The sequence below is a fragment of the Microbulbifer hainanensis genome, from assembly GCF_014904735.1.
GTDB lineage: Bacteria > Pseudomonadota > Gammaproteobacteria > Pseudomonadales > Cellvibrionaceae > Microbulbifer > Microbulbifer hainanensis.
The window spans coordinates 1-26968 of sequence record NZ_JACZCR010000007.1; the positions used below are offsets into that span (position 1 = coordinate 1).

Genomic DNA, 26968 nt, shown 5'->3' on the forward strand with positions numbered 1-26968 from the left:
TGCACGGTGTGGATTGCGACTGGGACACGGCCATGACCCATATGGCCGAGCGCTTTGCACAGACCATCGCCGAGCACGGTCCCGACTCAGTGGCGTTTTACCTTTCAGGACAGCTGCTGACCGAGGACTACTATGTCGCCAACAAGCTGATGAAAGGGTTTATCGGCAGCGGCAACGTGGATACCAATTCGCGCCTGTGCATGTCGTCTGCCGTCGCCGCCTACAAACGCGCGCTCGGCGCCGACGCCGTGCCCTGCTGCTATGAGGACCTGGAACAGGCGGACCTGGTAGTACTGATCGGGTCCAATGCGGCCTGGACGCACCCGATCCTGTTCCAGCGCATGCAGTCTGCCGGTACCCGCCTGGTGGTCATCGATCCCCGCGCCAGCGCTACCAGTGAAATGGCCGACCTGCACCTGGCCATCAGCCCGGGCAGTGATGCGGCCCTGTTCAACGGCCTGCTCAATTACCTGTTGGAGCGCGACCATCTCGACAACGCCTTTATCGAGCGACACACAGAGAACTTTGCCGAGGCAATCATCGCCGCGCGGGACTGGACACTGGCACAGACTGCACAGGCCTGTAGTATCGACGAACTACAGCTGGAAAAATTCTACGCGCTGTTTGCACGCACCCCGAAGACCGTCAGTTTTTACTCGCAGGGCATCAACCAGTCCAGCAGCGGTACCGACAAGAACAATGCCATCATCAATTGCCACCTGGCCACCGGCCGCATCGGCAAGCCCGGCTGTGGTCCCTTTTCGATCACCGGTCAACCCAATGCCATGGGCGGGCGCGAAGTGGGCGGTCTCGCCAACATGCTCGCCGCCCATATGGAATTCCGCCCGGAGGATATCGAGCGCGTCGGCCGGTTCTGGCAGTCGGATCGGGTCGCGCGCCAACCGGGACGGAAAGCCGTGGAGTTATTTCAGGCGATCGAGCGCGGCGACATCAAGGCGGTGTGGATCATGGCCACCAACCCGGCTGTCAGCATGCCGGATGCCGAACGGGTCGCGCGCGCACTGCGAAAGTGCCCGCTGGTCGTTGTATCTGACTGCGTCGCCGATACCGATACCGCGCGCTGCGCGGACCTGCTGTTGCCGGCGACCACCTGGAGTGAAAAGAACGGCACCGTCACCAATTCCGAGCGCCGTATTTCCCGGCAGCGCGGATTCCTGGCCGCGCCCGGCGAAGCCCGCCACGACTGGCAGATTGTCTGCGACCTGGCCGCGCGCCTCGGCTATGCCGAACAGTTCGCCTATTCCCATCCGGTGGAGATATTCCGCGAGCACGCCGCCCTGTCCGGTTTCGAAAATGGTGGCCGGCGCGCTTTCGACATTTCGGCGCTGGCCGACCTCAGCGAGCGCCAGTACGATCAGCTGGCGCCGCTGCAGTGGCCGGTCAACCAGGCCAAACTTGAAGGTAGCCAGCGCTTGTTTAGCGATGGAAAATTCTTCACCGACAGCGGCCGCGCCCGTTTCGTGCCGATCGAACCCCGTGCACCGGAACAACTGCGCACCCCCAAATACCCACTGTGGCTCAACAGCGGCCGCATGCGCGACCAGTGGCACACCATGACCCGCACCGGCCGCGCGCGCCAGCTGCTCGATCACAGCGAACTGCCGGAACTGCAGATACACCCCGCCGACGGCGCCCGCTTTGGGATCGACGACGGCCAGCTGGTTCAGGTCCGCAACCCTCGCGGTCGTATGCGCGGTCGCGCCAGGCTCACCGCTACGCAGAAAGTCGGCGAAGTGTTTGCGCCGATTCACTGGAGTGAGAGCCTCGCCGGCGACAGCCGGGTCAGCGCCCTGGCAGAAGCCGTGATCGACCCCCACTCGGGACAGCCGGAATTCAAGCAGATCGCCGTGCAACTGCAGCCGCTGAAGGTACACAGTTACCTTTGCCTGATCTGCCCGGCGGCAACCGCACCGGCGCTGCAAAAGACCCTGGCCAGAATCGAGGCACTGGTGCACTGGTATCGCGTGCCCTGTGAAAACGGCTACCGCTACGAACTGGCACTGGCAGAGGCGCCGGACTGCCGCTCACTGGTTGAGCTGTTGCTCGGCGATAGCGTAAACGGGCTGCACTGGCGACAGTTGCAGCTGTCCGATGCCGAGCGCTGGCTGGTACACGACGACACCCTGCAACTGCTGCTGTTCTGCGTGCGCGACTGGAAACAACTACCGGATCGCCGTGCGCTGGAGCAGTGGCTGGCGACACCGCTGCCGCAGAATCCTGCGCAACTGCTGCAGACAATGACAGCATCGGCCCCGGTGGTCTGCAGCTGTATGCAGGTTTCGCGGCAGCAGATCGAATCCGCCATTGTCGCCGGCGCCGACTCCGTCGAAGCGCTCGGCGCAGAACTCGGCTGTGGCACCAACTGCGGGTCCTGCAAACCGGAGATTGCCTCAATCTTGCGCACTCAGATCCGGAGCGTCGCCTGACCCGGGCAAGGCTTGCCAGCGACCCGCCAGATGGAATCTTCCACTGATCCGATTTTATTTTTTCGCCGATCGCGCTAAGGTCGAAACCATCAACCACTGAATAGCCCGGATCCCTATGAATATCGATGTCTGCCATCAGCCAGGCCTGCTCCCTGTCGAACGCGCGCGCTCGCAGTTGCTGGAGGCGGTGACGCCCCTGCGGGAAACGGAAATCCTGCCGCTGGAAAATGCCTGTGGTCGTGTACTGGCGGAGCCGGTGCGGGCGCAACTTGACCTGCCGCCCTGTGACAATTCGGCGATGGACGGTTACGCCCTGTGCGGCGAGTGCGAGACATTCACCCTGGTGGGCAAAAGCCTCGCCGGGCATCCCTACGCCGGCGCCATCGGTCCCGGCGAGTGTATCCGCATCACTACCGGAGCTCCGCTGCCCGAGGGCGCAGACCGGGTGGTAATGCAGGAAAACACTGCACTCCAGGGCGAGACACTGACCCTGCAACAGCTTCCGGCGGCCGGTGAACATATCCGTCGCCGCGGCGAAGATGTGCGCGCCGGGCAGTCGTTGCTCGAACCGGGTCGGCTGATCCGCATAACGGATATTGCCCTGCTTGCCGCTGCCGGCATCGAGCGGGTGACAACGGTACGCAAACTGCGTGCAGCACTGCTGTCGGTGGGTGACGAGCTGCGGCCGCTGAATACTCCGGCGACAGAGCTTAAAACCGGTGATATTTACGACAGTAACCGTATCGCATTAAAAGCCGCGCTGACCCAGCTCGACTTCGACATCGTCGACCTGGGCTGCCTGCCCGATGATCCGGAGGCCATTCGCGCGGCCTTTATCCGCGCGCGGGAAAGCGCCGATATCGTGATCACCAGTGGTGGTGTCTCCGTGGGCGAAGCGGACTTCACCCGCCGCGTGCTGGAAGAACTCGGCCAGCTGGAAATGTGGCGCCTGGCCATCAAACCCGGCAAACCCTTTGCCTTCGGCCGCCTGCCCCGCGATGAAAGCGGCAACGCAGGCGAAGCGCTGTTTTTCGGTCTGCCCGGCAATCCAGTATCAGCGCTGGTTACCCTCTATCAGCTGGTCCTGCCGGTACTGGAAAAAGTTCGCGGTGTCGACGACACGCAGCGCGCGGCGAACTTCCAGAGCCGTGCGCGACTGCTCAACCCGATTCGCAAGGTGCCCGGCCGCACCGACTACCAGCGCGGTTTCACCTATCGCGACGGTGACGGCCTGCAGGTTGTCGAGAGCACTGGACTCCAGGGCAGTCATATCCTGTCCGGGTTTTCCCAGGCCAACTGTTTTATTGTGCTGCCGCGGGACGGTGGCAACTGCGACACCGGCGACTGGGTGACCATTGAACCTTTCCAAAAACCGCTGGTATAAACAGCGTGTTCCGGATTCAACAGATCGATCACATTGTCCTGCGCGTCATCGACCTGCAGGCGATGCTGGATTTTTACATCGATGTGCTCGGCTGCACACTCGAGCGGGAGCAGCGGGATATCGGCCTGTACCAGTTGCGCGCCGGCAGCAGCCTGATTGACCTGGTGCCGGTGAACCAGAAACTGGGCCGCGCTGGTGGTGCCGCACCGGGCAAGGAGGGGCGCAACCTGGATCACTTCTGTTTGCGCGTCGAACCGTTTGACGCCGATTTCATCATTACCTATCTGCGCGACAAAGGCATCGATCCCGGCCAGGTGGAATCCCGCTACGGCGCCGAGGGGGAAGGTCCCTCGCTCTATCTCGCCGATCCAGAAAACAACGTGGTAGAACTGAAGGGTTCTCCCTGGGATAGCTGATTTCCAAATCAGTCTATCCTCCACTCACAGCAACATTCCCGTCAGGAGGTTTTTGTGCACAGCGAAACGGTCGAATATTCGGTCAATGGCGATTCCTTTACCGGTTACGTTACCTACGACGACAGTGTCAGCGGCAAGCGCCCGGGCATTCTGGTCATTCACGAGTGGTGGGGTCACTGTGATTTTATCCGCAAGGAGGCCGACAAACTGGCCGCCGCCGGCTATACCGCATTTGCACTCGATCTGTTCGGCACCGGCAAGCAGGCGGATAATCCCACCGACGCCGCCGCGATGATGAACACCGCCCTGGAAAACCCCGGCGCCATCGAGCAGCGATTTCGCACTGCAATGGAATGGCTGCAGCAGCATGAAACGGTGGATGCAGAACGCATCGCTGCACAGGGCTACTGTTTCGGCGGTGCCGTTGCCCTGAATATGGCGCGGCTGGGTATCGACCTCAAGGGCGTCGTTTCTTTCCACGGCACACTGAGCAGTGACATCAAAGTGGAGCCTGGATCGATCAAGGCCGAAATCCAGGTCTATACCGGCGGTGCCGACGATATGATTCCGGCGGAACAGGTGGCCGCATTTGTCGAGGAAATGCAGAAAGCGGCAGTGAAATTCGAACTGACCAGCTACCCCGGCGTAAAGCACGGATTCACCAACCCCGCCGCCACCGGCAGGGGAGAAAAGTTCAGTATTCCCCTCGCCTACAACGAGGCGGCGGCGAACGATGCACTGCGCGGGGCCCTGTCCTTTTACCAGAAAATTTTTAGCGAATGAAATGGCGCGGCGGTACCGGCGCTGGCCGGTATCGCCAGCGGTATTTTACGGGAAAGGGAGATTCACTTGGTTCTGGAAGTCGCGCTACTGGATGTTAAGGCCGGCGAGGCGAGCGCCTTCGAGCAGGCCTTCGCCCGGGCACAACAAATCATTGCCGCCATGCCCGGCTACATTTCCCACCAGCTGCAGAAGTGCGTGGAAAAAGAACGGCGCTATCTGTTATTGGTGCAGTGGGAAACCCTCGAGGATCATACCCGGGGATTTCGCCAGTCGGCCGCCTACCTGGAGTGGAAAGCGCTGCTGCACCACTTTTACGATCCCTTTCCCGAAGTCGAGCACTACGAGCTGCTGCTGGAGGGCAACCGCCTTTAGTCACACTGCCCGTCGAATCACGACTGTGGTTCCAGGTAACGGGGTCCACTGCCGTGCTCCCCGGCCTGGTCACCGGGATTGCGTAGCGGGCAGTTCTCCATCGACAGGCAACCGCAGCCGATACAGCCCTCGAGGCGATCGCGCAGCCTGGTCAGCTGGGCGATACGCGCATCCAGGTCCTCCCGCCAGCGCGCGGACAACCGCGCCCAGTCTTTCTTGTTCGGCGTGCGCCCGTCCGGCAGTGTATCGAGTGCGGCCTTGATTTCGGCCAGGGGGATACCGGTGTTCTGTGCCACCTTGATGATCCCCAGCCGCCGCAACACATCGCGCGCATAGCGCCGCTGGTTGCCGCCAGTCCGCCAGCTGCTGATCAGCCCTTTGCTCTCGTAAAAATGCAGCGCCGACACCGCCACGCCACTGCGTTCTGCAACTTCGCCGACGCTCAGCTCACGGCCGAGCCCACCGCCGACAGTGCCTGCCCGCTGTTTCATTGCCATTTTCCACCTTCTCCAATAGCGATAATCAATCGCCCGAAGCCATTGACCTAAAGTTTACTTGAGCTTTTACACTGCCCGGCGTTTGCTGACAACCCCGGAGAACACAACATGGATAGCAGGATCCAAGTGGCCATCATTTACGGCAGTACCCGCAGCGGCCGGCTGTGCGACACCATCGTCAACTGGACGGCAGCGCAACTGGAAAACCAGACCGACTTCCGGCTCGACCTGATCGATCCGGCCAACGCAATCGACGAGAGCACACTGCGCCAGCGACTGGCCCGGGCAGATGCGTTTGTCGTCGCCACCCCGGAATACAACCACGGCTATCCAGCGCCATTGAAGGCGCTGATCGACTCCGCCAAGGTGGAATGGCAGGCAAAACCGGTGGCTTTTGTCAGTTACGGCGGCTTGTCCGGCGGCATCCGTGCCGTGGAGCAGCTGCGACAGGTATTCGCTGAATTGCAGGCGGTAACCCTGCGCGACAGCGTCAGTTTTATCAGTGCCTGGGAGCAGTTCGATGACAGCGGCAACCTGCGTGCGCCGGAGCGCGCAGAACGCTCCATGCGTCGCCTGCTCGCGCACCTGCACTGGTGGGCCACCGCCCTGCGCGAAGCCCGCAACTGCCATCCGTATGGCGAGGTTTACGCATGAGCGTCACCGCAGCGCCCGGGACGCTGCCCGGATTCGAGGCACTACCGACCCGCGCGACACTCCTGTGCCTGGCGGCGCTGACGGTCATGTCCGGCGCCACCATCGCGCCATCCCTGCCCGCGCTGCAGGCGCACTTTGCCGACAGCCGCCACAGCGAATTGCTCATCCGCCTGGTGCTGACACTGCCAGCGCTGTTCATAGCGCTGGGCGCCCCCGCGGCGGGTTTCGCCGCGGACCGCTGGGGACGTTTGCCCCTGTTGCTGGCCTCGGTAGCACTGTATGCGGTTGCCGGGTCTTCCGGCATGTTTCAGAACGGGCTGCCGGGCCTGCTCGCAGGCCGCGCCCTGCTGGGTATCGCCGTGGCCGGCACCATGGTCTCGGTGACCGCTCTGGCGGGGGACTACTATCGCGGCGCACGCCGGGAGAAATTCCTGGGCCAGCAGGCGGCATTCACCAGTTTCGGCGGCGTTGTCTTCCTGATCGGCGGCGGCCTGCTGGCGGACTGGCACTGGCGCGCGCCCTTTGCGATCTACGCGCTGGCCCTTGGACTGCTGCCCGCCGTACTGCTGTACCTGCGCGAACCCGGATCGCCTGGTGACATTGCCAGCGGCGCCACCGGCAATGCCGGACCGCTGACACGCCGCAGCGGCCTATTGCTCGGCGCCGCGCTGGCCGCGGCATTGATCAACAGCCTGTCGTTCTTCCTGATCCCGACACAGTTGCCCTTCCTGCTGCGGGAGTTGGGCATCGACCAGCCCAGCCGCGCCGGCCTCGCCATCGGCTTCGGCAACCTGGCGAGTGCGGTCAGCGCGCTGCTGGTTTACCGGCGCATCCGTCCGCGGCTCGGAGCAAGCGGAGTTTTCGTGTTCAGCTTCACCCTGATGGGACTGGGACAGCTGCTGATCTCCTCCGCCACCGGCTACGGCAGCCTGTTCCTGGCCCTGTGCCTTTTCGGTCTCGGCATGGGATCGATGATGCCGCACCTGGTCAGCACTGTGCTCGGCCTCTCTCCCCCATCCGTACGCGGGCGCGCCGCCGGAGCGCTGACCACCAGTATTTTTTTCGGCCAGTTTCTGTCGCCACTGGCCAGTCAGCCATGGGCGGACCACTTCGGACTTGCCGACTGCTTTGCATCCGCGGGCATTATTTTGCTGCTGATAGCTGCCGTTATACTGGCCGTGCACCGGCGGCCAAGAACACCCACCAAAGCAATTCTCCAAACTCCGGAAATTCCGGACAATTCACCACGAGGGCCCCGTTATGAATGACACACAGACGCCAAATACCCGCGTATACCGGCTGGACAGATTTGTAGTACCAACAGCCGCACACGACGAATTCATCCGCCGCGTGCAGGAGACACACTCCCTGCTTCGCGAGCAGCCGGGCTTTGTCCAGGACTTCCTCCTGGAGAGCCCCCGCGACAGCGGCAGCTTCACGCTGGCGACACTGGTGGAGTGGCGCGACCAGCAAGCCATTGAAGCCGCCCGCACAAAAGTTGCGGAACAGCACCGCATTTCGGGTTTCAACGCACAGGCGCTGATGGCAAAGCTTGGTATTCAGGCAGAATTAGGCAACTACAAAAGCCTGTAAAACTGATACAACTACGATCCGCAGACTGAAGCCGCCGCCTCCTTACATCCGGTTCGATCAGCCAATTCGGCGACGTGCCGCTGTCGAATTGGAAGGCCGGTGAACGACTAGCGAGTAGGGAAAAGTGAACTGGACGAAGGAGACAAAGTGGAACCGATCATTTCCGTCAGGGGGCTCGGTAAGACCTACGCCGGAGGTTTTACCGCATTAAAAAACGTTGACCTGGATATTCGGCGCGGGGAGATTTTCGCCCTGCTGGGCCCCAACGGCGCCGGTAAAACCACACTGATCAGCATTATCTGCGGCATCGTCAACCCCACCGGCGGCAGCGTGACCGCCGCGGGGCACGACATCATTCGCGATTTTCGCGCCGCGCGCAGCGCAATCGGCCTGGTGCCCCAGGAACTCGCCACCGATTCCTTCGAGAGTGTGTGGGCGACCGTCAATTTCAGCCGCGGCCTGTTCGGCAAAGCACCGAATCCGGCCTACATCGAAAAGCTGCTGCGCCAGCTGTCACTGTGGGAAAAGAAAGACAGCAGGATCATGGCGCTGTCCGGCGGTATGAAGCGCCGGGTCATGATCGCCAAGGCCCTGTCGCATGAACCCGGCATTCTGTTCCTCGACGAACCAACCGCGGGCGTCGATGTGGAGCTGCGCAAGGACATGTGGGAAATGGTGCGCGGACTGCGCGAGTCCGGCGTGACCATCATCCTCACCACCCATTACATCGAGGAGGCCGAGGAGATGGCCGACCGTATCGGCGTCATCAACCGCGGTGAACTGGTACTGGTGGACGACAAACACTCGCTGATGCAGAAAATGGGCGAAAAGGAACTGAGCCTGCAGCTACCGGCGGCGCTGGACCGCGTACCCGAGTCCCTGTCGGACCTGCCGCTGTCCCTGAGCGAGGACGGCACCCAGCTGGTTTACCGCTTCGATATCAAGAGCAGTGACACCGGCATCGCCGAGCTGTTGCGCCGTCTCAACACTGCCAATATCGAATTCCGCGACCTGCACACCAGGGAAAGCTCGCTGGAGGAAATCTTTGTCGGCCTCGTGCGAGGGGCGCGCGAGGAAAAAGCCGAATCCCTAACCAAGGAGACGCAGGAATGAACTGGTACGGAATTCGCGCCATCTACAAGTTTGAAATGGCACGCACCTGGCGCACGCTGATGCAGAGCATCGCCTCGCCGGTACTGTCGACCTCCCTGTACTTTATCGTCTTCGGCGCCGCTATCGGCTCGCGCATGGGGGATATCGACGGTGTCAGTTACGGGGCCTTTATCATCCCGGGGCTGATCATGCTGTCGCTGCTGAGCGAAAGTATCTCCAATGCCTCTTTTGGCATTTTCTTCCCGAAATTTTCCGGCACCATCTACGAGGTCCTGTCCGCGCCGGTATCGGCCTTTGAAGTCGTTGCCGGTTATGTCGGGGCGGCGGCAACCAAGTCTCTCATCCTCGGCCTGCTGATCCTGGTAACCGCGCGCTTTTTCGTCGATTACGAGATACTGCACCCATTTTGGATGCTGGGTTTCCTGGTTCTGACGGCACTGACCTTCAGCATGTTCGGCTTCATCATCGGCATCTGGGCGGACGACTTCCAGAAACTGCAGATAATACCGCTGATGGTGATCACCCCGCTGACCTTTCTCGGCGGAGCCTTCTATTCCATCAACATGCTGCCGGAGTTCTGGCAGAAGCTCACGCTGTTCAACCCGGTGGTCTACCTGATCAGCGGTTTCCGCTGGGCTTTCTTCGGGATGGCCGACGTCAATGTGGGGATCAGCCTGGGAATGACACTGCTATTCCTGCTGCTGTGCATGCTGGCAATCTGGTGGATTTTCCGCACCGGTTACCGCATCAAGACCTAGTAGAACTACAGCCCCTGAGCCGCGTGTGTGGGCATACGCGGCTCAGGGGCTGTAAGCCCGCATGAATAACCGCGCGGCCTCGGCAACGCGCTCGCGCTTTTCCTCTTCACCGGGCGCCTCACAACAGCCGATCAATACCTGGATATGCCGGCAGCCCCCCTGCAGCATGCCAAAGAAAAACTCCGCCGCCCCGGTGGGGTCGTCCAGCCGCAGCAACCCCAGCTCCGCGGCACGACTCAGGAAGCGGGTCATTCCATTGAGGGTGCGCTGAGGGCCGGCCTCGTAAAAGAGCCGCGTCATTGCTTCGTCCTGGGCGGCCATGGCGCACATAACGCGCAGCAGCCGCACTGAATCCTCGCCATCGATCATGCCCAGGAAGGCCACACCGATGCGATTCAGCATCTCCTCCAGCGAATCGCCCTCGGCGAGGGTGAACATCGGCATCGGCATCAGGTTTTCACACTTGGACTCGACGGCGCTGAAGAACAGCGTCTCCTTGTCGGAAAAGTGGCTGTACACCGTGAGCTTGGACACGCCGGCCTCAGCGGCCACCGCATCCATGCTGGTACCCGCAAATCCCTGGGACAGGAACAGATCCTTGGCCGCATCGAGAATGGCCTGGCGCTTGGCCGGATCCTTGGGGCGGCCCCGCGCGGCGACCACTGAAGATTGTTCAGACATAAGGCTCCATATACTGGACTGGCGAGTTTAATAAAATTACTATACTGACCAGTATAGCATTGTCGGCCCTGCTGGCGCCCGTTTAAACCAGCCGCCAGCAACATGGCCACCACCACAGGGACGAGGTCTATTCATGTACCGATCGCTACTACTCGCGGCACTGCCGCTCTGCCTGACACTCTCCGCCTGCTCCCCCTCCGAGGCCCCCGACGTCGCGAAGCCGCGCCCGGCAGTCATGGTGCAGCCGCAGCGAGCGGGAAATCTACAGGAAGTCTATCCCGGCGAAATTCGCGCCCGCTACGAGCCGGCCCTGGCTTTCCGCATCGGCGGCAAGATCAGCCGGCGCCTGGTTGACGTTGGCGACCGGGTTAAAAGCGGTCAGGCGCTGGCGGAACTCGACGCCGATGACCTGCGCCTGCAGCTGGACAGCGCGCAGGCGCGCCTCGCTTCCGCGCAGGCGGAACACCGCCTGGCCAGCAGCGAGCTGGAGCGTTACCGGGCACTGCTCCAGCGCCAGCTGGTCAGCGCATCCCAGTTCGATGCCGTGGAAAGCCGCTTCGACGCCAGCGCGGCACAGTTGAAACAGGCCAGCGCGCAATTCGATGTCGCCCGCAACCAGGCCGGTTACGCGGTACTGAAGGCACCACAGGACGGCGTCATCGCCCAGCGCCTCGCCGAGGCCGGTCAGGTGGTAGCCGCAGGCCAGGCAGTCTTCGCGCTGGCGGCAGACGGCGACCGCGAAGTGCGCATCGACCTGCCCGAACAGGATATCGAGCGCTTTCGTGTCGGCCAGACACTCGCAGTGGAACTCTGGTCGCGCCCCGGGGAGCCCTTCCCCGCCCGAATTCGCGAACTCTCACCCGCCGCCGACCCCACGTCCCGCACTTTCGAGGCGCGGGTGGCGTTCGACAATGCCAAGGTCGGCGCGGAACTGGGACAGAGCGCCCGGGTATTCGTCAACGGCACCAGGCCGGACAACGTACTGTCGCTGCCGCTGTCTGCGGTGACAGCCGACGACGGCCAGCCCTACGTGTGGGTGCTGGATCCGGAAACATTCACGCTGCACCGCACCCCGGTGACCGTCGGCCCCTATGGCGAGGACAGCGTGCCGGTACTGGGCGGCTTGCAACCGGACAACTGGGTCGTCGCCGCCGGCACCCAGCTGGTTCAGGACGGCCAGCAAGTGCGGCCGGTGGACAGGATGAACCGCCCGATTGAAATCGAATTAGCACAGCAACAATAAACCGCGACGATTTCGCGCGAACCGGAATTCGCGCCATACAGCCAGGAATTAACCCCATGCGTTTCAATCTCTCCGAGTGGGCCCTGAAAAACCGCACGCTGGTGCTCTACGCAATGATTGTGCTCGGCCTGCTGGGCGCCGTTTCCTATACCCAGCTCGGTCAGAGCGAGGATCCGCCGTTTACCTTCAAGGTGATGGTCGTCAACACCCTGTGGCCCGGCGCCAGTGCCGAAGAGGTTTCCCGCCAGATTACCGAACGGGTGGAAAAGAAGCTGATGGAGACCGGCGACTATGCCCGCATCATGTCGTTTTCCCGCCCCGGCCAGTCCCAGGTGATGTTTGTCGCCCGCGACGATATGCACTCCAGCAAAATCCCCGATCTCTGGTACCAGGTGCGCAAGAAAGTCGGCGATATCCGCCACACACTGCCACCGGATATCCAGGGTCCGTTGTTCAATGATGAGTTCGGCACCACCTTCGGCAACATCTACGCACTGACCGGTTCCGGGTTCGATTACGCCCTGAAAAAGGACTATGCCGAACGCCTGCAGCTGGCACTGCAGCGGGTACCCGACGTGGGCAAGGTGGAATTGATCGGCCTGCAGGATGAAAAAATCTGGGTCGATATTTCCAATACCAAGCTCGCTTCGCTGGGGCTGCCCATGTCCGCCGTGTTGAACGCACTGCAGGCGCAGAACAGTGTTGCCGATGCCGGCTTTGTGGAGACACCCAGTGATCGCGTGCGCATTCGTGTCAGCGGCCAGTTCCGCTCCGTAGACGAAATCCGCCATTTCCCCATCAGCGTCAACGGACGCACCCAGCAGCTCGGCGACATTGCCGAAGTGCACCGCGGCTTCAGCAACCCTCCGCAGCCGCGCATGCGCTTTATGGGAGAGGATGCCATCGGCATCGCGGTATCGATGAAAAAAGGCGGCGACATACTCGCACTGGGCAAACACCTCGATGCCACCTTCGCCGAGCTGCAACAGGACCTGCCCCTCGGACTGGAGCTAAACAAGGTTTCCGACCAGCCCGCAGCGGTGCAGCGCGGTGTGGGGGAATTCCTCAAGGTCCTGGCGGAAGCCCTGGCCATCGTACTGCTGGTCAGTTTTTTCTCTCTCGGCGTGCGCACCGGCCTGGTGGTGGCGCTGTCCATTCCGCTGGTGCTGGCGATGACTTTCGCACTGATGCATTACTTCGATATCGGCCTGCACAAGATTTCGCTGGGCGCGTTGGTGCTGGCACTCGGGCTGATGGTAGACGACGCCATCATCGCCGTGGAAATGATGGCAATCAAAATGGAGCAGGGCCTCAGTCGCCTCAAGGCAGCCGGCTTCGCCTGGACCAGCACGGCCTTTCCGATGCTGACCGGCACCCTGATCACCGCCGCCGGTTTCCTGCCCATCGCCACGGCACAGTCCGGCACCGGTGAATACACCCGCTCTATTTTCCAGGTGGTCACCCTATCCCTGCTGGCATCCTGGGTCGCCGCGGTGGTCTTTGTGCCCTACCTGGGCAGCAAACTGCTGCCCAGCCTGGCCCGCCGCGACGACAGCGGCACCGTGCACGATCCCTATGCCAAACCCTTTTACCGGCGCTTCCGCAGCGTGGTGCTCTGGTGCCTGCGGCACCGCAAGTCGGTCATTGCCCTGACCCTGGCGGTATTTATCGGCTCGCTGATCCTGTTCCGCTTCGTGCCGCAGCAGTTTTTCCCGTCGTCCGGGCGCCTGGAGCTGATGGTCGACCTGAAGCTCAATGAAGGGGCATCGCTGAAAGCCACCGAGTTCCAGGCCAAGCGTCTGGAGGAACTGCTTTCGCACAATCAACAGGTGGAAAACTATGTCGCCTATGTCGGCACCGGCTCGCCGCGTTTTTACCTGCCCCTCGACCAGCAGCTGCCGGCGGCGAGTTTCGCCCAGTTCGTGCTGCAGACACGCAGCATCGAAGAGCGCGAGCAGGTGCGCAGCTGGCTGATCAAAACCATGCGCGAGCAATTCCCCACGGTCCGCACTCGTATCTCGCGGCTGGAAAACGGGCCGCCGGTGGGCTATCCGGTGCAGTTCCGCGTTTCCGGCGAATACATTCCTGAAGTGCGCAAACTGGCCCGCACTGTGGCGGACAAGGTACGTGAAAACCCGGCAGTGGCCAACGTGCACCTGGACTGGGAAGAGCCCAGCAAGACGGTACACCTGAATGTGGACCAGGCCCGCGCCCGCGCCCTCGGTGTCACCTCGGCGGATCTGTCGCGCGCCCTGCGCAGTTCGCTTTCCGGCGTCACTGTCAGCCAGTACCGCGAGGATAACGAGCTGATCGATGTGCAGGTGCGCGGCGACGAGCGCGAACGCCACGCACTCGGCCAGCTCGGCAACCTGTCGGTACAGACCGCCAGCGGTCGCAGTGTTCCGCTCAACCAGGTGGCCACACTGGAGTACGGTTTCGAGGAGGGTGTGATCTGGCATCGCAACCGCCTGCCGACGGTGACCGTGCGCGCGGACATTTACGGCGAGCAGCAGCCCTCCACAGTGGTCAACGAAATATGGCCGCACCTGCAGCAGATCCGCAGCCAGTTGCCGCCCGGCTATCTGCTGGCGATCGGCGGCAGCGTGGAGGAATCGGCCCGTGGCCAGCAGTCGGTCAACGCCGGTATGCCGCTGTTCCTGCTGGTGGTACTGACGCTGTTGATGCTGCAGCTGCGCAGCTTTTCCCTGTCGGCGATGGTCTTCCTGACCGCACCGCTGGGCATTATCGGTGTGACGGTATTTCTGCTGGTGTTCCGCCAGCCATTCGGGTTTGTCGCCATGCTCGGCACCATCGCTCTCGCGGGCATGATCATGCGCAATTCGGTGATTCTGGTCGACCAGATACAACAGGATATCAGCCAGGGCCTGAGCCGCTGGGATGCGATTGTGGAATCCACCGTACGGCGCTTCCGCCCGATTGCACTCACCGCGCTGACCGCAGTGTTGGCAATGATTCCACTATCGCGTAGCGACTTCTTCGGCCCCATGGCCGTGGCCATTATGGGCGGACTGATCGTTGCCACCGCACTCACTCTACTGTTCCTGCCGGCACTCTATGCTGCCTGGTACCGTGTGCGTGAAGACGAGGTCACGGATCAGGAGTCACCGCAGGGCTTCGCGCCAGGTTTTGCGCAATTGCGCGCACGCCTGCTCGGGGCCAGTCGCTCCGTGAGCCGCAAACTGTCTCGCTCTACGGACCCTGCCTCTTAACAACCTGAGTGCATCACTCACCGGAGCGGAGCCGCGCGAATTAAATATCGCGCGGCGCCGGCACGAAAGACCGAAACACGGTTGGCAAAACTTGGGTTGGTCCAATTGGAGGTTCGCGGGTATTGCTATTTGACTCGGCGGGGGTCAGCCAGCTCCGCGCAGGTTTTCATCCAACAGAGACAGCAGCCTGTCCGGGCGGTTTGTCACGATACCGTCCAGTCCGAGGTCGATATGGCGCTGCATTTCCACCTCATCATCGACAGTCCAGACCGAAATATGCAGATTGCAGTTGCGCGCCGCGCGCACGAAGCGCGGTGTGTAAACGCGGATACCGTGGAAGTGAATCGGCAGCTGCATGGTCTGGTAGGCGGGACTCAGCAAGCGCTCGGCGCCGAATAGCTGCGCCACAAAAAACAGCAGGGCTTCCGGCATGGTGGCACCGGTGGCGACATCCGGACACAGGCGGCGGAACTCGGCAATTACCCCCCGGTGGAACGAGGAAACGATCACCCGCGAAGTCGCCCCTGCATCCTGCACGCTGCGGCACAGCGCTTCCGCCGCACGGGGATCATCGTTCTTCAGTTCGATGATCATGGGAGTATCCGGCAGCGCCGCAAAGACCTCATCGACGGTAGAGATTTGCAGTGGCGCGTCGCGGTAAGGAAAGGAGCCGTCACTGCCGCCCCAGTGATACCCCGGGTTCAGCCCGCGTAACTCTTCCAACGTCTTTTCCTGAATCGCGCCGCTCCCCTCGGTAGTGCGGTCCACGAAACCATCGTGCATCAATATCAGCTGGCCGTCGGCGGTGAGATTCAGGTCAAACTCCAGGGCATCGACACCGAGGGCGACCATTTCCTGTAGATAATGCAGGGTATTGCCCGGATAGAGACCATTGCCGGCCTCATCGCCGTGGGAGATAACCAGCGGCTCCGGTTTTTGCGGCAGGGAAAGGGCGCACGGCGGCGCCGGGCGCGCCGTGGCATAGCGCCACAGCAGAAAGGTTGTTAATACGAAAAGCAGCAACCAGTTCATGGGTTACCCGAATTGGATTGGTCGTAGCCCGCAGGCACCCGGGTGGGCACCTGCAGATTACCGTCAGGGCAGGATTTTCTCGAGACGCTCCAGGTCGTTGACCACGCGCCAGTGGCCACCGCTCTGCTCTACCCGCTTCTGCCACTGGTCGAGCCGATCGATGTATTCATTCGGATCGATATTGTCACTGCGCAGCTTGGTCACATTCAACGCTACCAGGTTGAAGCCATCCAGCTGCAGCGGCACATCGCGGTTGTAACCCTTTTTGATTTCTTCCTTGAGGTCGGAAAAGATCAGGATTGTCTTGGTGCCCGGATGCTTCTCATTCAGGTATTCCACCGCCTGCAGCAAGCCACCGGTAATATCCGTATAGGCCGCGGGCTTGGTGTCGTCGACGAATTGCTGGATCTCCTGCTGGAACACCCGCTTCTGCTTGTTGGTCACACTGGGCCGGTCGTCAAAGGTGACTTTGGCTTTGATGTTTTTTTCGCTGAAACTGCCGGTATTGATACTGGCCACGGCAAAGGTATCGCCCGGGTTCATTTTGGCCAGGGTGTAGTTGATCACCTGCTGCGCCTTGTCCAGCTCCTGAGTGTAGGTGCCCGAAGTATCGATCAGCATATAGACGCCCTGGTTGCGCGCCACCGGTTCCCCACAGCCACCCAGCAACAGGGCGCAGGCTGAGGCGATCAGCATTCGGTAAACATTCTTCATCAGGCTTTCTCCGCACCGCTCGACGCCGACGCACTGGCCCGCCAGTCGAGGAATTTGTTTTCCAGCCACAGCGGAAAGAAGATCACGATATCGTACAGGCGCACAAACATTGCGCCGAGGCGCAGTGCCGCCGTGCCGCACAACCGCAGGGTGACAGACAGGACGCGCAACAGGAAGGCCGTCAGCACGCCGATCACGGTGCGCGCCGAGGCGATGAAGTTTTCCAGCGGAATGGCCACGAACGTCAGCGCAAACGGCAGGATAAAGCCCATGCCCATCTGTGCTGCAGTGGTGATCCAGTAGACGCCGCTGGTTGCGGCAGCCACATCGCCGCCGCGCAACTGCGCACTCACCGCCAGGTCTTCCTGCATCAGGATCTCGCGCATAAAGGCCAGCCCCGCCTCGATGGAAGCGAGGAAGAACAGCAGCGCGAAAGCGGCCCACATCATGCGCATGCGCAGCTTGTCGTTGAGCGCACTGATCACCGGAAACAGGCGCGTGATACGCAGGCACTCCATGACGAACAGCCCCATGGTGATCTCTACCAGAATGATCACCAGCGCGGAAATATTCGCCACCTTGAAACTGCCGATATAGCTGGTGCCGCCAACCATTTCAGTCATCGGCCGCGCAATCAGATGGAAATTGATCAGCGCCCCGCCGACCGCAACCGCGAGCACGACAGCGGCGATAAAGAACTGGCTCAGCGAGGAAGAAGACAGCATCCGCTGGGCGCGGTCGCTGCCCTCATGGATTTCCTCGTAGCGCGCCATATGGCCGTCGAGCACTTTGGCACGGCGGATGACGGATTCGACATTCTTGTTGACCTGCCCCAGGGTGACCAGCATAGAGCGCCAGTGGGGCATCATGCGCTTGAGCAACTGGTGGCGTTCGCGGGCGGATTCGCGGTAGGCCTCCAGCGCCTTGGATTCTGCCTTGCGCATGGAGTGGTGGATGGTTTCCAGCACATCGCCGACCACCGGGTCCTGCTTGGCAGGGATATCCGCCACCGCCTTGATCGCCTTGGCCCAGTTGGTGGGCTCCGGCGGCACCTCGGCGCTGCGGACGTAATCTTCGTCGATCGCCGTCAACTGTTCGCACAGGTGGCGGTGCAGCGTGGGATACTGCGCCAGCTCCTTCTTCATGGTGCCTTCGATACGGTCGAATTCGCGCTCCACATGACGCTCCGCCGCTTCGCGCCCCAGAGCCAGCAGCACTTCACGATTGCGCTGCTGCAGCCGCTGCTCGGCGCTGGCCACCGCATTGGCGCCCAGACGCAGGGACTGGTGAAAGAAACGGGCCAGGGAGAAAATGCCCTGGTGCACCGGCTTGCGCGCAACAAACAACGCCACCAGCCCCAGCACAAACCACAGCCAGAGCGGCAAGCTATCCAGAAGTCCTGTCACGTTGTCGCCTCCTCGGTATTATTCGGCTATTTATCCATCGTAACAGCAGAAGGCAACACAATCGTCCACAAGTTCACACTTCCGCCGGAATTGAACTGGCGCGATTGTACCATTTAGGAGCATCAATCGAGACTTTTGCGGAATCGCAAGATGGCCAGAGTCATCATCAATGCAATAAAGCCCACCAGCGCCAGCAGTTCATGCCAGAGCTCGAACAGCCCGGCTCCGCGCAGCATCACGCCGCGGATCAGGCGCAGAAAGTGGGTCAACGGCAGTATTTCGGCGATCCACTGTGCCGGTCGGGGCATCCCGTCGAACGGAAACATGAAGCCCGACAACAGGACCGACGGCAGGAACACGAAAAACGTCATCTGCATCGCCTGGAACTGGGACTGGGCGCGGGTGGATATCAACAGGCCCATGCTGAGATTGGCGAGAATCAGCAGGATTGCTGCCCAGTAGACATCGAAAACACTGCCGCGGATGGGCACACTGAACAACAACATACCCAGCAGCAGGATCAGGCTGGTCTGGACCAGGCCGATGATCCCGTAGGGCAGCACCTTGCCGATCATCAGTTCCGCACTGCTGAGCGGTGTCGCAATCAGCAACTCCATGTTGCCCCGCTCCCGTTCGCGCACAATGGCGACGGCGGTGAACATCACCATGGTCATGGTCAGGATGATACCGATCAGACCGGGAACGATATTGATTGCCGAGACCCGCTGCGGATTATAAAAGCTCACGACGCTGATGGGCCGCGTCGGCAGCGGTACCGAAGACGCCCGGGGATCGCCGGGCGTATAGGTCAGCGGCATTTGCGCCAGCTGCCCGGCGGCACTCTGCACCACCGTATCGCTTCCGTCGACAAGTATCTGCACCGCCTCCTCCCCGGAGGCCAAGCGCCGCTCAAAGTCCTGGGGTATGGCCACACCCACGCTGATTTCACCGCGGCGCAACATGGTCATCAGTTCCTGCGGGCTGCGCGCATCGGCCACCGGTTCGATCACGCCGGTGGCCAGCATGTCCATCACAACCTGGCGAGACCCACTGGTCAGAGCCTCGTCGGCGATGGCCGCTGGCAGGTGGCGCAGGTTCAGGTTGATCGCGTAGCCGAACAGGGCCAGCTGCATGATCGGAATGCCGGCGATCATTGCCAGGGTCACGCGGTCGCGGCGGATCTGACGCAATTCCTTGATGACAATGGCCCACAGGCGACGCCAGTTCACGAAGCCTCCCGGTCTTGCTCAGTGTCCTGGCGGTTGGTGACCGCGACAAAAACATCCTCGAGGTTGGGTGGCGTCTGGGCCACTTTGGCGTCGACCGATGCCGCCGCCAGCGCCGCCTCCACGCGCCCGGCACAGCCTTCGGTATCTGTGCACAGCACCCGCAGGCTGTTGCCGATTTGCGCGGCGCTGAGCACACCTTCGACACCCACGATGACTTTCTTCGCACTGCGTGGCCGCGCAGCGCTGACTTCCAGCGTACGGTGCTCCAGCGCACCGGTAAGTTCCGCCGGACTGCCGTCTGCCACCAGCCGCCCCTTGTCGAGAATTGCCAACCGGTGGCAGCGCTCCGCCTCGTCCATATAGTGGGACGACACCAGGATCGTCGTGCCGGCGTCCGCCAGCTCAAACAGCTTTTCCCAGAAATCCCGCCGCGATTCCGGATCCACGGCACTGGTGGGCTCATCGAGAAACAACAGTTCCGGGTTGTGTATCACACTGCCAGCCAGCGCCAGACGCTGTCTCTGGCCGCCGCTCATGGTGCCCGCCAACTGGTCGGCGCGCCCGGTAAAATGGTATTCCTCCAGCAGTTCATCGACGCGCTCGGCGGTGCGCCGCCGCGAGAGGTTCTGCACGGCGGCGAGAAACTCCAGGTTCTCGCGCACGGTGAGATCCGTAAACAGGGAAAATTGCTGGGTCATGTAGCCGATGCGCTGACGCAGGGTTTCCGCCTCGTCGGGAATACGCAGGCCGAGCACTTCAATCTCACCGCTGGTCGGCGTCAGCAGGCCGCACAGCATGCGGATGCTGGTGGACTTGCCCGAACCGTTGGGGCCGAGAAATCCGTAGACCTGGCGGTGCTCGACGGTGAGGTCGACGTCGTCGACCGCGCGCAGGTTGCCGAAGACCTTGGTGAGTCCCCGTGCGCGGATCGCGATGTTGTCGTCAGCGGTCATTGGCGCTCACCAGAAAGGCGGCAGAAATTTCACGCTGGGCATTCGCAGGCAAGGTGAAATCCGCGTGCACCGGCAGTCCAGCGGGCAAATCGACCGCATCCTCCCCCAGCTGGATTTCCGCCAGGTAACTGAGTCGAGCCACGTCGTCGCCAGTGAGGGCGAAGTAAGGGGTAAAACTCGGATCGCTGCGGATCATCCGCACCTGTCCGGTATAGGATTGATTCGTACCCTGAACGTAAACCTGCGCAGAATCCCCAACCTGTATATCCGCACGCATCGGCTCGGGGATATACACCCGCGCATAGGGTGTGTCGCCCACCAGCATGATCGCCAGTGGTCCCCCCACCGGTGCCTCATCACCGAGTTTGTAGGGCAGGTTATCCACCAAGCCGTTGCGGGGCGCCTGAACGTTGAGCTTCTGTAACAGGACAGCCTGCGCTTCGGCATCGGCGCGCGCCTGCGCCAGTGCCGCCTCGCCCTGGGCAATTTCCTCACTGCGGGTACCCCGCTCCAGTTCCAGCAGCGCGGCCTCGGCGGAGGCCACCTGCGCGTCGGTGGAATCGGCAGCGGCCTTGGCCCGGTCGATATCAGCCTGGGAAATAAAATCCTTATCGCCGAGCGCGCTCAGGCGGCGGTAATTGTCGCGTGCGTCTTTGGCATCGGCGCGCGCCGCCTTCAGGCTCGCCCGCGCCCGGTCGATCTCTTCGCTGCGCGGCCCTTTGCGCAGCTCATCCAGTAATGCGGCATTGCGTTCCGCGGATGCGCGCGCCGCAGCCAACTGCGCGCGGGTGCGGCTTTCATCCAGTTGTAACAATGTCTGCCCGGCTTTGACCCGCTCACCTTCGCGCACGTCAATTGAGACTATTTTCTCCGCGGCCGGCGCGGGCAACGCGATGCGATCCCACTCGAGCGTACCGAGTGCGCGCTCCGGCTTAGGCTGGCAGGCGGACAGGAGCAGCAGGGCAAGCAGCAGGAAGCCGCGGTGAAAAAACAGGCGGGCAAATTGATTACAATCCATGGCGCAGCTCCAGTCCCCGCTCCAGCAGAGCCGCGGTATGCTTTTGCTGCTCGGCAGGACCGAGATCATCCGCATCCAGCAACTTCCGCCAAACAGCCGCGCCGGCCGCGGGAAATAACGTAAGCCCCAACAACGAGACCAGCAATAGACGCGGGTCCAGCGCGCCATTGAGCTCGCCCCGCTGTTGTGCCGCTGCAAAACGCTGTACAAATGCTTGCAGAAATGTCCGCCCCACTTTTTCGATCAGGACTTCGCGCAGGGCCCCACCTTCGCACAGAACCTCGCGCACCCACAGCGCCGGCCACCAGGGATTTGCCGTCACCGCGGCATTCATCGCGTCCATAAATGCACCAATCAGTGCCGCGACGTCCTCGCCGGCGCCGTGAACCTTTTCCTGAACAGCCTGTATTAGCGGCAGAATGCGGTCGTCGATAACCGCCTGCCGCAGTTGATCCCGGCTGCCAAAGTAGTAGTGCAGCAACGCAGGCGTGACGCCCGCTTCCGCGGCAATGGCCTTTATAGAGGTTGCGGCAACACCCTCGCGGGTATAGCAGGTCAGCGCAGCATCGATCAGGGTGCAACGCAAGTCCTCGGAATCGCGACCCGGACGGCCGGGGGAACGCCTGCGGGACATAGTCAGTTAACCGGGTTAGCCACAGATAACAGAAATTTAATTAATTTTTAAATTAATTACAAGTCACGAAACCATTTATTTGCATCCGTCATTGTTTCAGAAACCCTAACTTCGCCACCCACCCGATCTAGTGCACCGAAAATGCATTTAATTTCACATCTGCCCTCCCCTCGAAAAAAAGCACTTTCCCGCGCCGCACCAATATTGGTAACTGGCACTTTATCTCTCTAGCAATCGCGCCAACAGGGTCTACACTCCAAACTAACTTCTCACTCACTGAGTCATTTAACCTATATTTTTCGAGTAACGGCGCCACCAAAACTTTGGCACTGGGAGAAGTAGCTTCATTAAATCCGAGTATCCAAACGACAGAAATACGCAGTTTTATTTCACGCGCCTCAGAAATATATAGACAGCACGGAAAGCGATGCGCAAAGGGGGCACAGAGAGGCATATGCCGATTTTGTTTTTTAGTAATTCCGGCCTGCACGGCGATCTTTTATATTCCCTGATTTCCGACGCGCTATCGTTTGATTGGGAAAAGGCTGAAATCAGTAAACAGCGCCACTGCCTGCAGCATTATCAAGCGATCGTCATCGACTGCTGGCAGATTTCGATTAATTTAGAACCTGGCAACCTGCTCAACCAGCTAAAAAATCTCCATCACCCCAAGATCCTTCTGATCAATTACCCGCCTGACCTGCCCGCGCATGTTGCCGACCAACTCAAGCAGCAGAAACTGCGCCTGGTGTGTGACGCGTCTGCCAACCAGGAACATCTGATCAGGAAGTTAGGTGCTGCCCTTCAAAATGCCGAACGCGATGCCAATGACAAGTTAACCAATGGCCTGCTACTGACTCGACGTGAGCAGGAGATCCTGAGCGAATTGACGTCCGGGGAGCCCAACAGCGTTATCGCTTCGCGACTCCACCTCAGTGAGCACACCGTTAAAAACCATATGTACAACATTTTCAGAAAAATTGGCGTCAAGAACCGGTTACAGGCCAGCAACTGGGCAAAGTTGCACCTGCAGGCCGAGCGGATATGAAACGCCTGATTCTAACCTGGCTGCTAGTGGTAACGCCGGTATTGGCCCAGGATCCATCCGACCACGACGCTATTGAAGATACCCCCCTGGAAAGTAACGACGGAAAAATCGAGGATGAAATCAGCGGCTTCAATGTCGACCAGACGATTACGCGAACCGGGCACGACTTCGCCCGCTTTATGAGCGAGTACCGGAACCTGCACTATCCGGACAGCAGATACAACCTCACCATTCGTGAACGGCCTTCTGCACGCTGGGGTAATCTGATCTGGGTAACCTACAACAACAAAACAGTTTTTCGCCGTTTCATCAGGCCCGGCACCAATAACGTACACACCCTGGCCGAAGAAGCCTCACAACGAATTCACGAAATAGTGCTACAGGAAAAAATACGTCAGGCACTCACTGACCACCATGATTTAGGCAAGGATGAATTCTAATGAAAACAGCAAAGTTAACAGGGATCATTCTCTCTCCCATACTCCCCCTCGTCGGCGGTATCGCATCCGCAACAGAGCTCGTTTACCAGCCGATCAACCCCAACTTTGGCGGCAACCCCCTGAACGGCAGCTACCTGCTTTCCAATGCTCAGGCACAGGACACCCACGAAGACCCCAACAAACCACAAGATCTGTATGAACAACCCAGCGCCCTGAGTCGCTTTACAGACTCTTTGGAAACACGACTCCTCAACCAGTTATTGACGGATGTCGGCAATGGCAATAGCGGCGAACTGATTACCGACGATTTCCTTGTACAGATCGTCGATAACGATGGCGTCCTCACCGTCCTGGTCACTGACCGCAGCACCGGAGATACCAGTGAAATTGTTGTAAGCGGATTAAACCCGACCAACTGATTCAGCAATACCGTCAGCGCTTTAAAAAGTTTAATAACCGCAATCCTCTGCAGGAGAGATGTGCAATGCGTATTACAATCAATCGGCTGCTTTTGCCGATATTGGCACTTTCAACCACGCTCAGTGGCTGCTCGCTGATGAAAACCACGAGTGATGCCCTATTTGGTCCTGGAGTGCAAGACGCAAAACTGACACCCAGAACGAACACTTTCGTAGACCTGCTGAATCTGCCGCAACCCAAAGGAAAAATCCCCGCGGCCGTCTATAATTTTCGCGACCAGACCGGCCAGTACAAACCCGCGCCCGCCAGCAGTTTCTCTACAGCCATCACCCAGGGTGGCGCCTCCATGCTGATGGACGTCCTGAACAAGTCCGGTTGGTTTATTCCCGTTGAGCGCGAAGGCCTGCAGGACCTGCTGACGGAACGAAAAATCATCCGTGCAGGGCAGCAGAAATCGGATGCAGAAAATCAGAATAGTGGCTACCTGCCGTCACTGATGGCAGCCAATGTACTGCTTGAGGGAGGTATCGTCGCCTACGACTCCAACATTCGCACTGGCGGGGCCGGCGCCCGCTATTTTGGTATTGGCATTGCCAATCAGTACCGGGTTGACCAGATCACGGTCAACCTGCGCGCAATTGATATTCGCAGCGGCAGAGTACTGCACTCTGTACTGACGTCGAAAACAGTCTATTCCAAGGAAATAACCACAGGCGTCTATCGATTTGTAAGATTTCGCCGCCTGCTGGAACTGGAAACCGGCATGACCACCAATGAACCCGCGCAACTGGCGGCACTGTCGGCAATGGAGTCCGCCGTCATACACCTTATCGGCGAAGGGATCGTGAACAATTCCTGGGCTCTGAAAAACCCGGATGATATCAACAACCCGGTTCTGCAGTATTACCTGAACGAAAGCACAACAATCATGTAAGCAAACGCCAACAGCGCCGCATTAGATAACGCAAAGGACGGCATTTGATTGGAAACCGGACACTACAAGAGTCTGCAATGAGGTCTAACCCGGGATGAGCAGAGTTACTCCCTTCACAATGCGTGCCGTACTGGCGCTGGTATTTACCCTGGCCGCAATCAATCCCGCCTACTCCGCTGACCTGGACAGCACCTCCGAACTCGCCACCGGCAGCGAGTTGGATCTCAATGTAGTAAGCCCCGTCGCCAACCTGGCTTTGATCTACCAGGAGGGAGTATTTAACGAAATCGATGCGCGTCAATATGGCCTGCTGAATTATCTCTCCGTATTACAAGAAGGGCGGAGTAATTCTCTGGTGACGGATCAGGCGGGTAGCGAAAACGCGATCACTGCAAGGCAGAAAGGTGAGGATAATACCGCTGCCATCCTGCAGCTTGGCTACGAAAATTACATCCTGCTCGAACAAACCGGATATGCACACAGGGCGGCAATTTCCCAATATGGCATCCAGAACTCTGCCCAGGTCGAACAGGTGGGCGCCATCCACTCGGTTGACATCTATCAAAGCGGCAACGGGCTGCATACCAGCGTCAAGCTGGTAGGTACCGGCATCTCCACTACCGTCAACCAGTATGACTAGCCCGGAGCAACCCGTGAAAATGACACAGTACCTGCTCTTTTCCGCCCTTTTCTGTGTGGGCAGCGCTTGCCTGGCGACCGACAACGCCATCGAACAACACCAGGACGGCACCGGCAACCAGGCTGTTGCGGAACAGGAATACCCCGCGACCAGCAACGACCGTATTGAGCAGGACCAGACCGGTTACCTTAATAGTGCCGAGGCGAGCCAGAGAGAGGAGCGCAACAGTACAATTCTGGAACGCCAGGATGGCGCGCTGAATGAAGCGCAGGTATTACAACAAAACGGGGCAAGTAACGATATCGGTATTGAACAGGTCGGCACGTTCAACACAGCTACCAGCCTGCATTACACAACCCTCGGCAGCAAAACAGCCATTCGCCAACGGGGTTTCAGTAATAGCGCCGAGGTCAGCCAGATTTTTGGCGCGGGTAACGTGGGATATGTCGAACAGCGAGGTCTGTTACAGGAAGCTACCATCACGCAAACATCCAGCGTTGCCTCACGGGGCTATATAGGCCAGGACGGATCTGACAACGATTCAATCATTCTGCAGTCGGGCAACGCGCATTTTGCCAGCACCAGCCAGCAGGGCACATTTAATGACGCCAGAGTAGATCAAGAGGGTCATGGCCAGGACGCAGATATCGCCCAGACCGGCGTCTCCAATAGTGCCGATGTCATCCAGGAGGACGGCTACAACAGTGCCGTCATCACGCAGGACGGCTTCTTCAATCAAACGGATGTCATACAGGGCGGCGCTTTCGGAATGGGGGGCAGCCACCTGACGGTTATCAGCCAGTCGGGGGGACTCAATCAGGCAGCGGTGGTTCAAAGTGGTTACGGTCAGTCCACCATTGTGACGCAAGTGGGCAGCGGCAATTCGGCCAATATTGTTCAATGAACCACGCGAAATACCGCTCTGCCTTTTTACATGGTTTTTTGCACGCTCCTGAGCATCCAGAGCGTGCCTTTTTAGCAACAGAAATTCGCGTAAAGTACCCTGCCCCGGTTGAACCTCCGGCGTCCCCCAATGCGGCCCCTCTATTGCCCTGATGCTGCCCCGGCAATGCGCTTTCACACCGCCATAATTTAACGGGTTCGGTAACCCCTCATCTGACGTCGCCACACACTTCAGCGCCGCAAGCCTCCTGAATCGCCTAACTCGCGCCAGCGCACTTGCCGGCAATTCAACCATTGATCAAAAAACGAACTTTTTTCCTAGAGTTTCGACACTTCCCTCCTATAGCGACCCGTCTGTTCTCCAACAAAACTCTCCCCACATAGATTATTAATTGATCAATATGGTCACTTGATGATCGCCCAGGT

Annotated in this window: 27 protein-coding genes; 18 read left to right on the plus strand and 9 right to left on the minus strand. The window is 60.1% G+C overall.

The annotated features are described in order from the left end of the window. From IG168_RS02415 to IG168_RS02435, 5 genes are all read left to right on the plus strand, one after another. A partial coding sequence (locus IG168_RS02415; RefSeq protein WP_193161557.1) for a nitrate reductase occupies nucleotides 1-2447 on the plus strand: 2447 nt, incomplete at its 5' end. Nucleotides 2448-2562: 115 nt separating this feature from the next. Beyond that, entirely contained in the window at nucleotides 2563-3831 is a 1269-nt protein-coding gene (gene moeA / locus IG168_RS02420; RefSeq protein WP_193161558.1) for a molybdopterin molybdotransferase MoeA, read from the plus strand. Between the two features lie 5 nt (nucleotides 3832-3836). Then, nucleotides 3837-4247 carry a VOC family protein gene (locus IG168_RS02425; protein ID WP_193161559.1) on the plus strand — a complete coding sequence of 137 codons (411 nt, stop codon included), beginning with the start codon at nucleotides 3837-3839 and terminating at the stop codon, nucleotides 4245-4247. A gap of 54 nt (nucleotides 4248-4301) precedes the next feature. Then, the gene (locus IG168_RS02430) at nucleotides 4302-5030 is read left to right on the plus strand and encodes a dienelactone hydrolase family protein (protein WP_193161560.1); all 729 of its coding nucleotides are present in this window, start codon (nucleotides 4302-4304) and stop codon (nucleotides 5028-5030) included. A 66-nt stretch (nucleotides 5031-5096) separates the two neighbouring features. Then, complete coding sequence (locus tag IG168_RS02435) at nucleotides 5097-5402, plus strand: antibiotic biosynthesis monooxygenase family protein (protein WP_193161561.1); 306 nt, start codon at nucleotides 5097-5099, stop codon at nucleotides 5400-5402. 17 nt (nucleotides 5403-5419) lie between these two features. Here IG168_RS02435 and soxR read toward each other — a convergent pair whose 3' ends face one another. Further along, nucleotides 5420-5893 (minus strand): redox-sensitive transcriptional activator SoxR, encoded by a 474-nt coding sequence (gene soxR / locus IG168_RS02440; protein ID WP_193161562.1) that lies wholly within the window; start codon nucleotides 5891-5893, stop codon nucleotides 5420-5422. Nucleotides 5894-6007: 114 nt separating this feature from the next. Between soxR and IG168_RS02445 the strand changes: the two genes are divergently transcribed. From IG168_RS02445 to IG168_RS02465, 5 genes are all read left to right on the plus strand, one after another. After that, nucleotides 6008-6553, plus strand: coding sequence for an NADPH-dependent FMN reductase (locus IG168_RS02445; protein ID WP_193161563.1), 546 nt, complete (start codon nucleotides 6008-6010; stop codon nucleotides 6551-6553). Continuing rightward, the gene (locus IG168_RS02450) at nucleotides 6550-7821 is read left to right on the plus strand and encodes an MFS transporter (RefSeq protein WP_193161564.1); all 1272 of its coding nucleotides are present in this window, start codon (nucleotides 6550-6552) and stop codon (nucleotides 7819-7821) included. Before IG168_RS02445 ends, IG168_RS02450 begins: the two co-directional genes overlap by 4 nt. Continuing rightward, nucleotides 7814-8146: an antibiotic biosynthesis monooxygenase family protein gene (locus tag IG168_RS02455; RefSeq protein ID WP_193161565.1), complete on the plus strand. Its 333-nt coding sequence runs from the start codon at nucleotides 7814-7816 to the stop codon at nucleotides 8144-8146. The genes IG168_RS02450 and IG168_RS02455 overlap by 8 nt, the downstream gene beginning before the upstream one ends. Nucleotides 8147-8293: 147 nt before the next feature. Continuing rightward, nucleotides 8294-9259 carry an ABC transporter ATP-binding protein gene (locus IG168_RS02460; RefSeq protein WP_193161566.1) on the plus strand — a complete coding sequence of 322 codons (966 nt, stop codon included), beginning with the start codon at nucleotides 8294-8296 and terminating at the stop codon, nucleotides 9257-9259. Then, nucleotides 9256-10017: an ABC transporter permease gene (locus IG168_RS02465; RefSeq protein WP_193161567.1), complete on the plus strand. Its 762-nt coding sequence runs from the start codon at nucleotides 9256-9258 to the stop codon at nucleotides 10015-10017. Before IG168_RS02460 ends, IG168_RS02465 begins: the two co-directional genes overlap by 4 nt. A 42-nt stretch (nucleotides 10018-10059) precedes the next feature. Here the strand turns inward: IG168_RS02465 and IG168_RS02470 are convergent, their stop codons facing one another. Continuing rightward, nucleotides 10060-10698 (minus strand): TetR/AcrR family transcriptional regulator, encoded by a 639-nt coding sequence (locus tag IG168_RS02470; protein ID WP_193161568.1) that lies wholly within the window; start codon nucleotides 10696-10698, stop codon nucleotides 10060-10062. Nucleotides 10699-10831: 133 nt separating this feature from the next. Between IG168_RS02470 and IG168_RS02475 the strand changes: the two genes are divergently transcribed. After that, entirely contained in the window at nucleotides 10832-11941 is a 1110-nt protein-coding gene (locus tag IG168_RS02475; RefSeq protein WP_193161569.1) for an efflux RND transporter periplasmic adaptor subunit, read from the plus strand. Between the two features lie 56 nt (nucleotides 11942-11997). Next, nucleotides 11998-15171: an efflux RND transporter permease subunit gene (locus IG168_RS02480; protein WP_193161570.1), complete on the plus strand. Its 3174-nt coding sequence runs from the start codon at nucleotides 11998-12000 to the stop codon at nucleotides 15169-15171. A gap of 144 nt (nucleotides 15172-15315) precedes the next feature. On the opposite strand, the gene IG168_RS02485 is transcribed toward IG168_RS02480, so the two are convergent. The 7 genes from IG168_RS02485 to IG168_RS02515 form a co-directional block, all read right to left on the minus strand. After that, nucleotides 15316-16203: a glycerophosphodiester phosphodiesterase gene (locus tag IG168_RS02485; protein ID WP_193161571.1), complete on the minus strand. Its 888-nt coding sequence runs from the start codon at nucleotides 16201-16203 to the stop codon at nucleotides 15316-15318. 63 nt (nucleotides 16204-16266) lie between these two features. After that, nucleotides 16267-16917, minus strand: coding sequence for a vWA domain-containing protein (locus IG168_RS02490; protein ID WP_226876461.1), 651 nt, complete (start codon nucleotides 16915-16917; stop codon nucleotides 16267-16269). Then, nucleotides 16917-18323 (minus strand): hypothetical protein, encoded by a 1407-nt coding sequence (locus IG168_RS02495; protein ID WP_193161572.1) that lies wholly within the window; start codon nucleotides 18321-18323, stop codon nucleotides 16917-16919. Before IG168_RS02495 ends, IG168_RS02490 begins: the two co-directional genes overlap by 1 nt. 122 nt (nucleotides 18324-18445) lie before the next feature. Beyond that, entirely contained in the window at nucleotides 18446-19552 is a 1107-nt protein-coding gene (locus IG168_RS02500) for an ABC transporter permease (RefSeq protein WP_193161573.1), read from the minus strand. Next, nucleotides 19549-20505, minus strand: a complete 957-nt coding sequence (locus tag IG168_RS02505) for an ABC transporter ATP-binding protein (RefSeq protein WP_193161574.1) — start codon at nucleotides 20503-20505, stop codon at nucleotides 19549-19551. Before IG168_RS02505 ends, IG168_RS02500 begins: the two co-directional genes overlap by 4 nt. Next, nucleotides 20495-21523, minus strand: a complete 1029-nt coding sequence (locus IG168_RS02510; RefSeq protein WP_193161575.1) for an HlyD family secretion protein — start codon at nucleotides 21521-21523, stop codon at nucleotides 20495-20497. The genes IG168_RS02505 and IG168_RS02510 overlap by 11 nt, the downstream gene beginning before the upstream one ends. Beyond that, nucleotides 21513-22157 carry a TetR/AcrR family transcriptional regulator gene (locus tag IG168_RS02515; protein WP_193161576.1) on the minus strand — a complete coding sequence of 215 codons (645 nt, stop codon included), beginning with the start codon at nucleotides 22155-22157 and terminating at the stop codon, nucleotides 21513-21515. Before IG168_RS02515 ends, IG168_RS02510 begins: the two co-directional genes overlap by 11 nt. A gap of 454 nt (nucleotides 22158-22611) precedes the next feature. On the opposite strand from IG168_RS02515, the gene IG168_RS02520 reads away from it, so the two are divergent. The 6 genes from IG168_RS02520 (at nucleotide 22612) to IG168_RS02545 (ending at nucleotide 26543) form a co-directional block, all read left to right on the plus strand. Next, a complete protein-coding gene (locus IG168_RS02520; RefSeq protein WP_193161577.1) occupies nucleotides 22612-23205 on the plus strand; it encodes a helix-turn-helix transcriptional regulator in 594 nt (197 codons plus the stop codon). Continuing rightward, on the plus strand, nucleotides 23202-23645 hold the full coding sequence (locus IG168_RS02525) for a CsgE family curli-type amyloid fiber assembly protein (RefSeq protein WP_193161578.1): 444 nt from the start codon (nucleotides 23202-23204) through the stop codon (nucleotides 23643-23645). Before IG168_RS02520 ends, IG168_RS02525 begins: the two co-directional genes overlap by 4 nt. Next, entirely contained in the window at nucleotides 23645-24064 is a 420-nt protein-coding gene (locus IG168_RS02530) for a curli assembly protein CsgF (RefSeq protein ID WP_193161579.1), read from the plus strand. Before IG168_RS02525 ends, IG168_RS02530 begins: the two co-directional genes overlap by 1 nt. Before the next feature lie 65 nt (nucleotides 24065-24129). Next, a complete protein-coding gene (locus IG168_RS02535; RefSeq protein WP_193161580.1) occupies nucleotides 24130-24999 on the plus strand; it encodes a CsgG/HfaB family protein in 870 nt (289 codons plus the stop codon). 94 nt (nucleotides 25000-25093) lie between these two features. Continuing rightward, nucleotides 25094-25639 carry a hypothetical protein gene (locus IG168_RS02540; protein ID WP_193161581.1) on the plus strand — a complete coding sequence of 182 codons (546 nt, stop codon included), beginning with the start codon at nucleotides 25094-25096 and terminating at the stop codon, nucleotides 25637-25639. Between the two features lie 19 nt (nucleotides 25640-25658). After that, on the plus strand, nucleotides 25659-26543 hold the full coding sequence (locus IG168_RS02545) for a hypothetical protein (protein WP_404931984.1): 885 nt from the start codon (nucleotides 25659-25661) through the stop codon (nucleotides 26541-26543). Nucleotides 26544-26968: the final 425 nt, after the last annotated feature.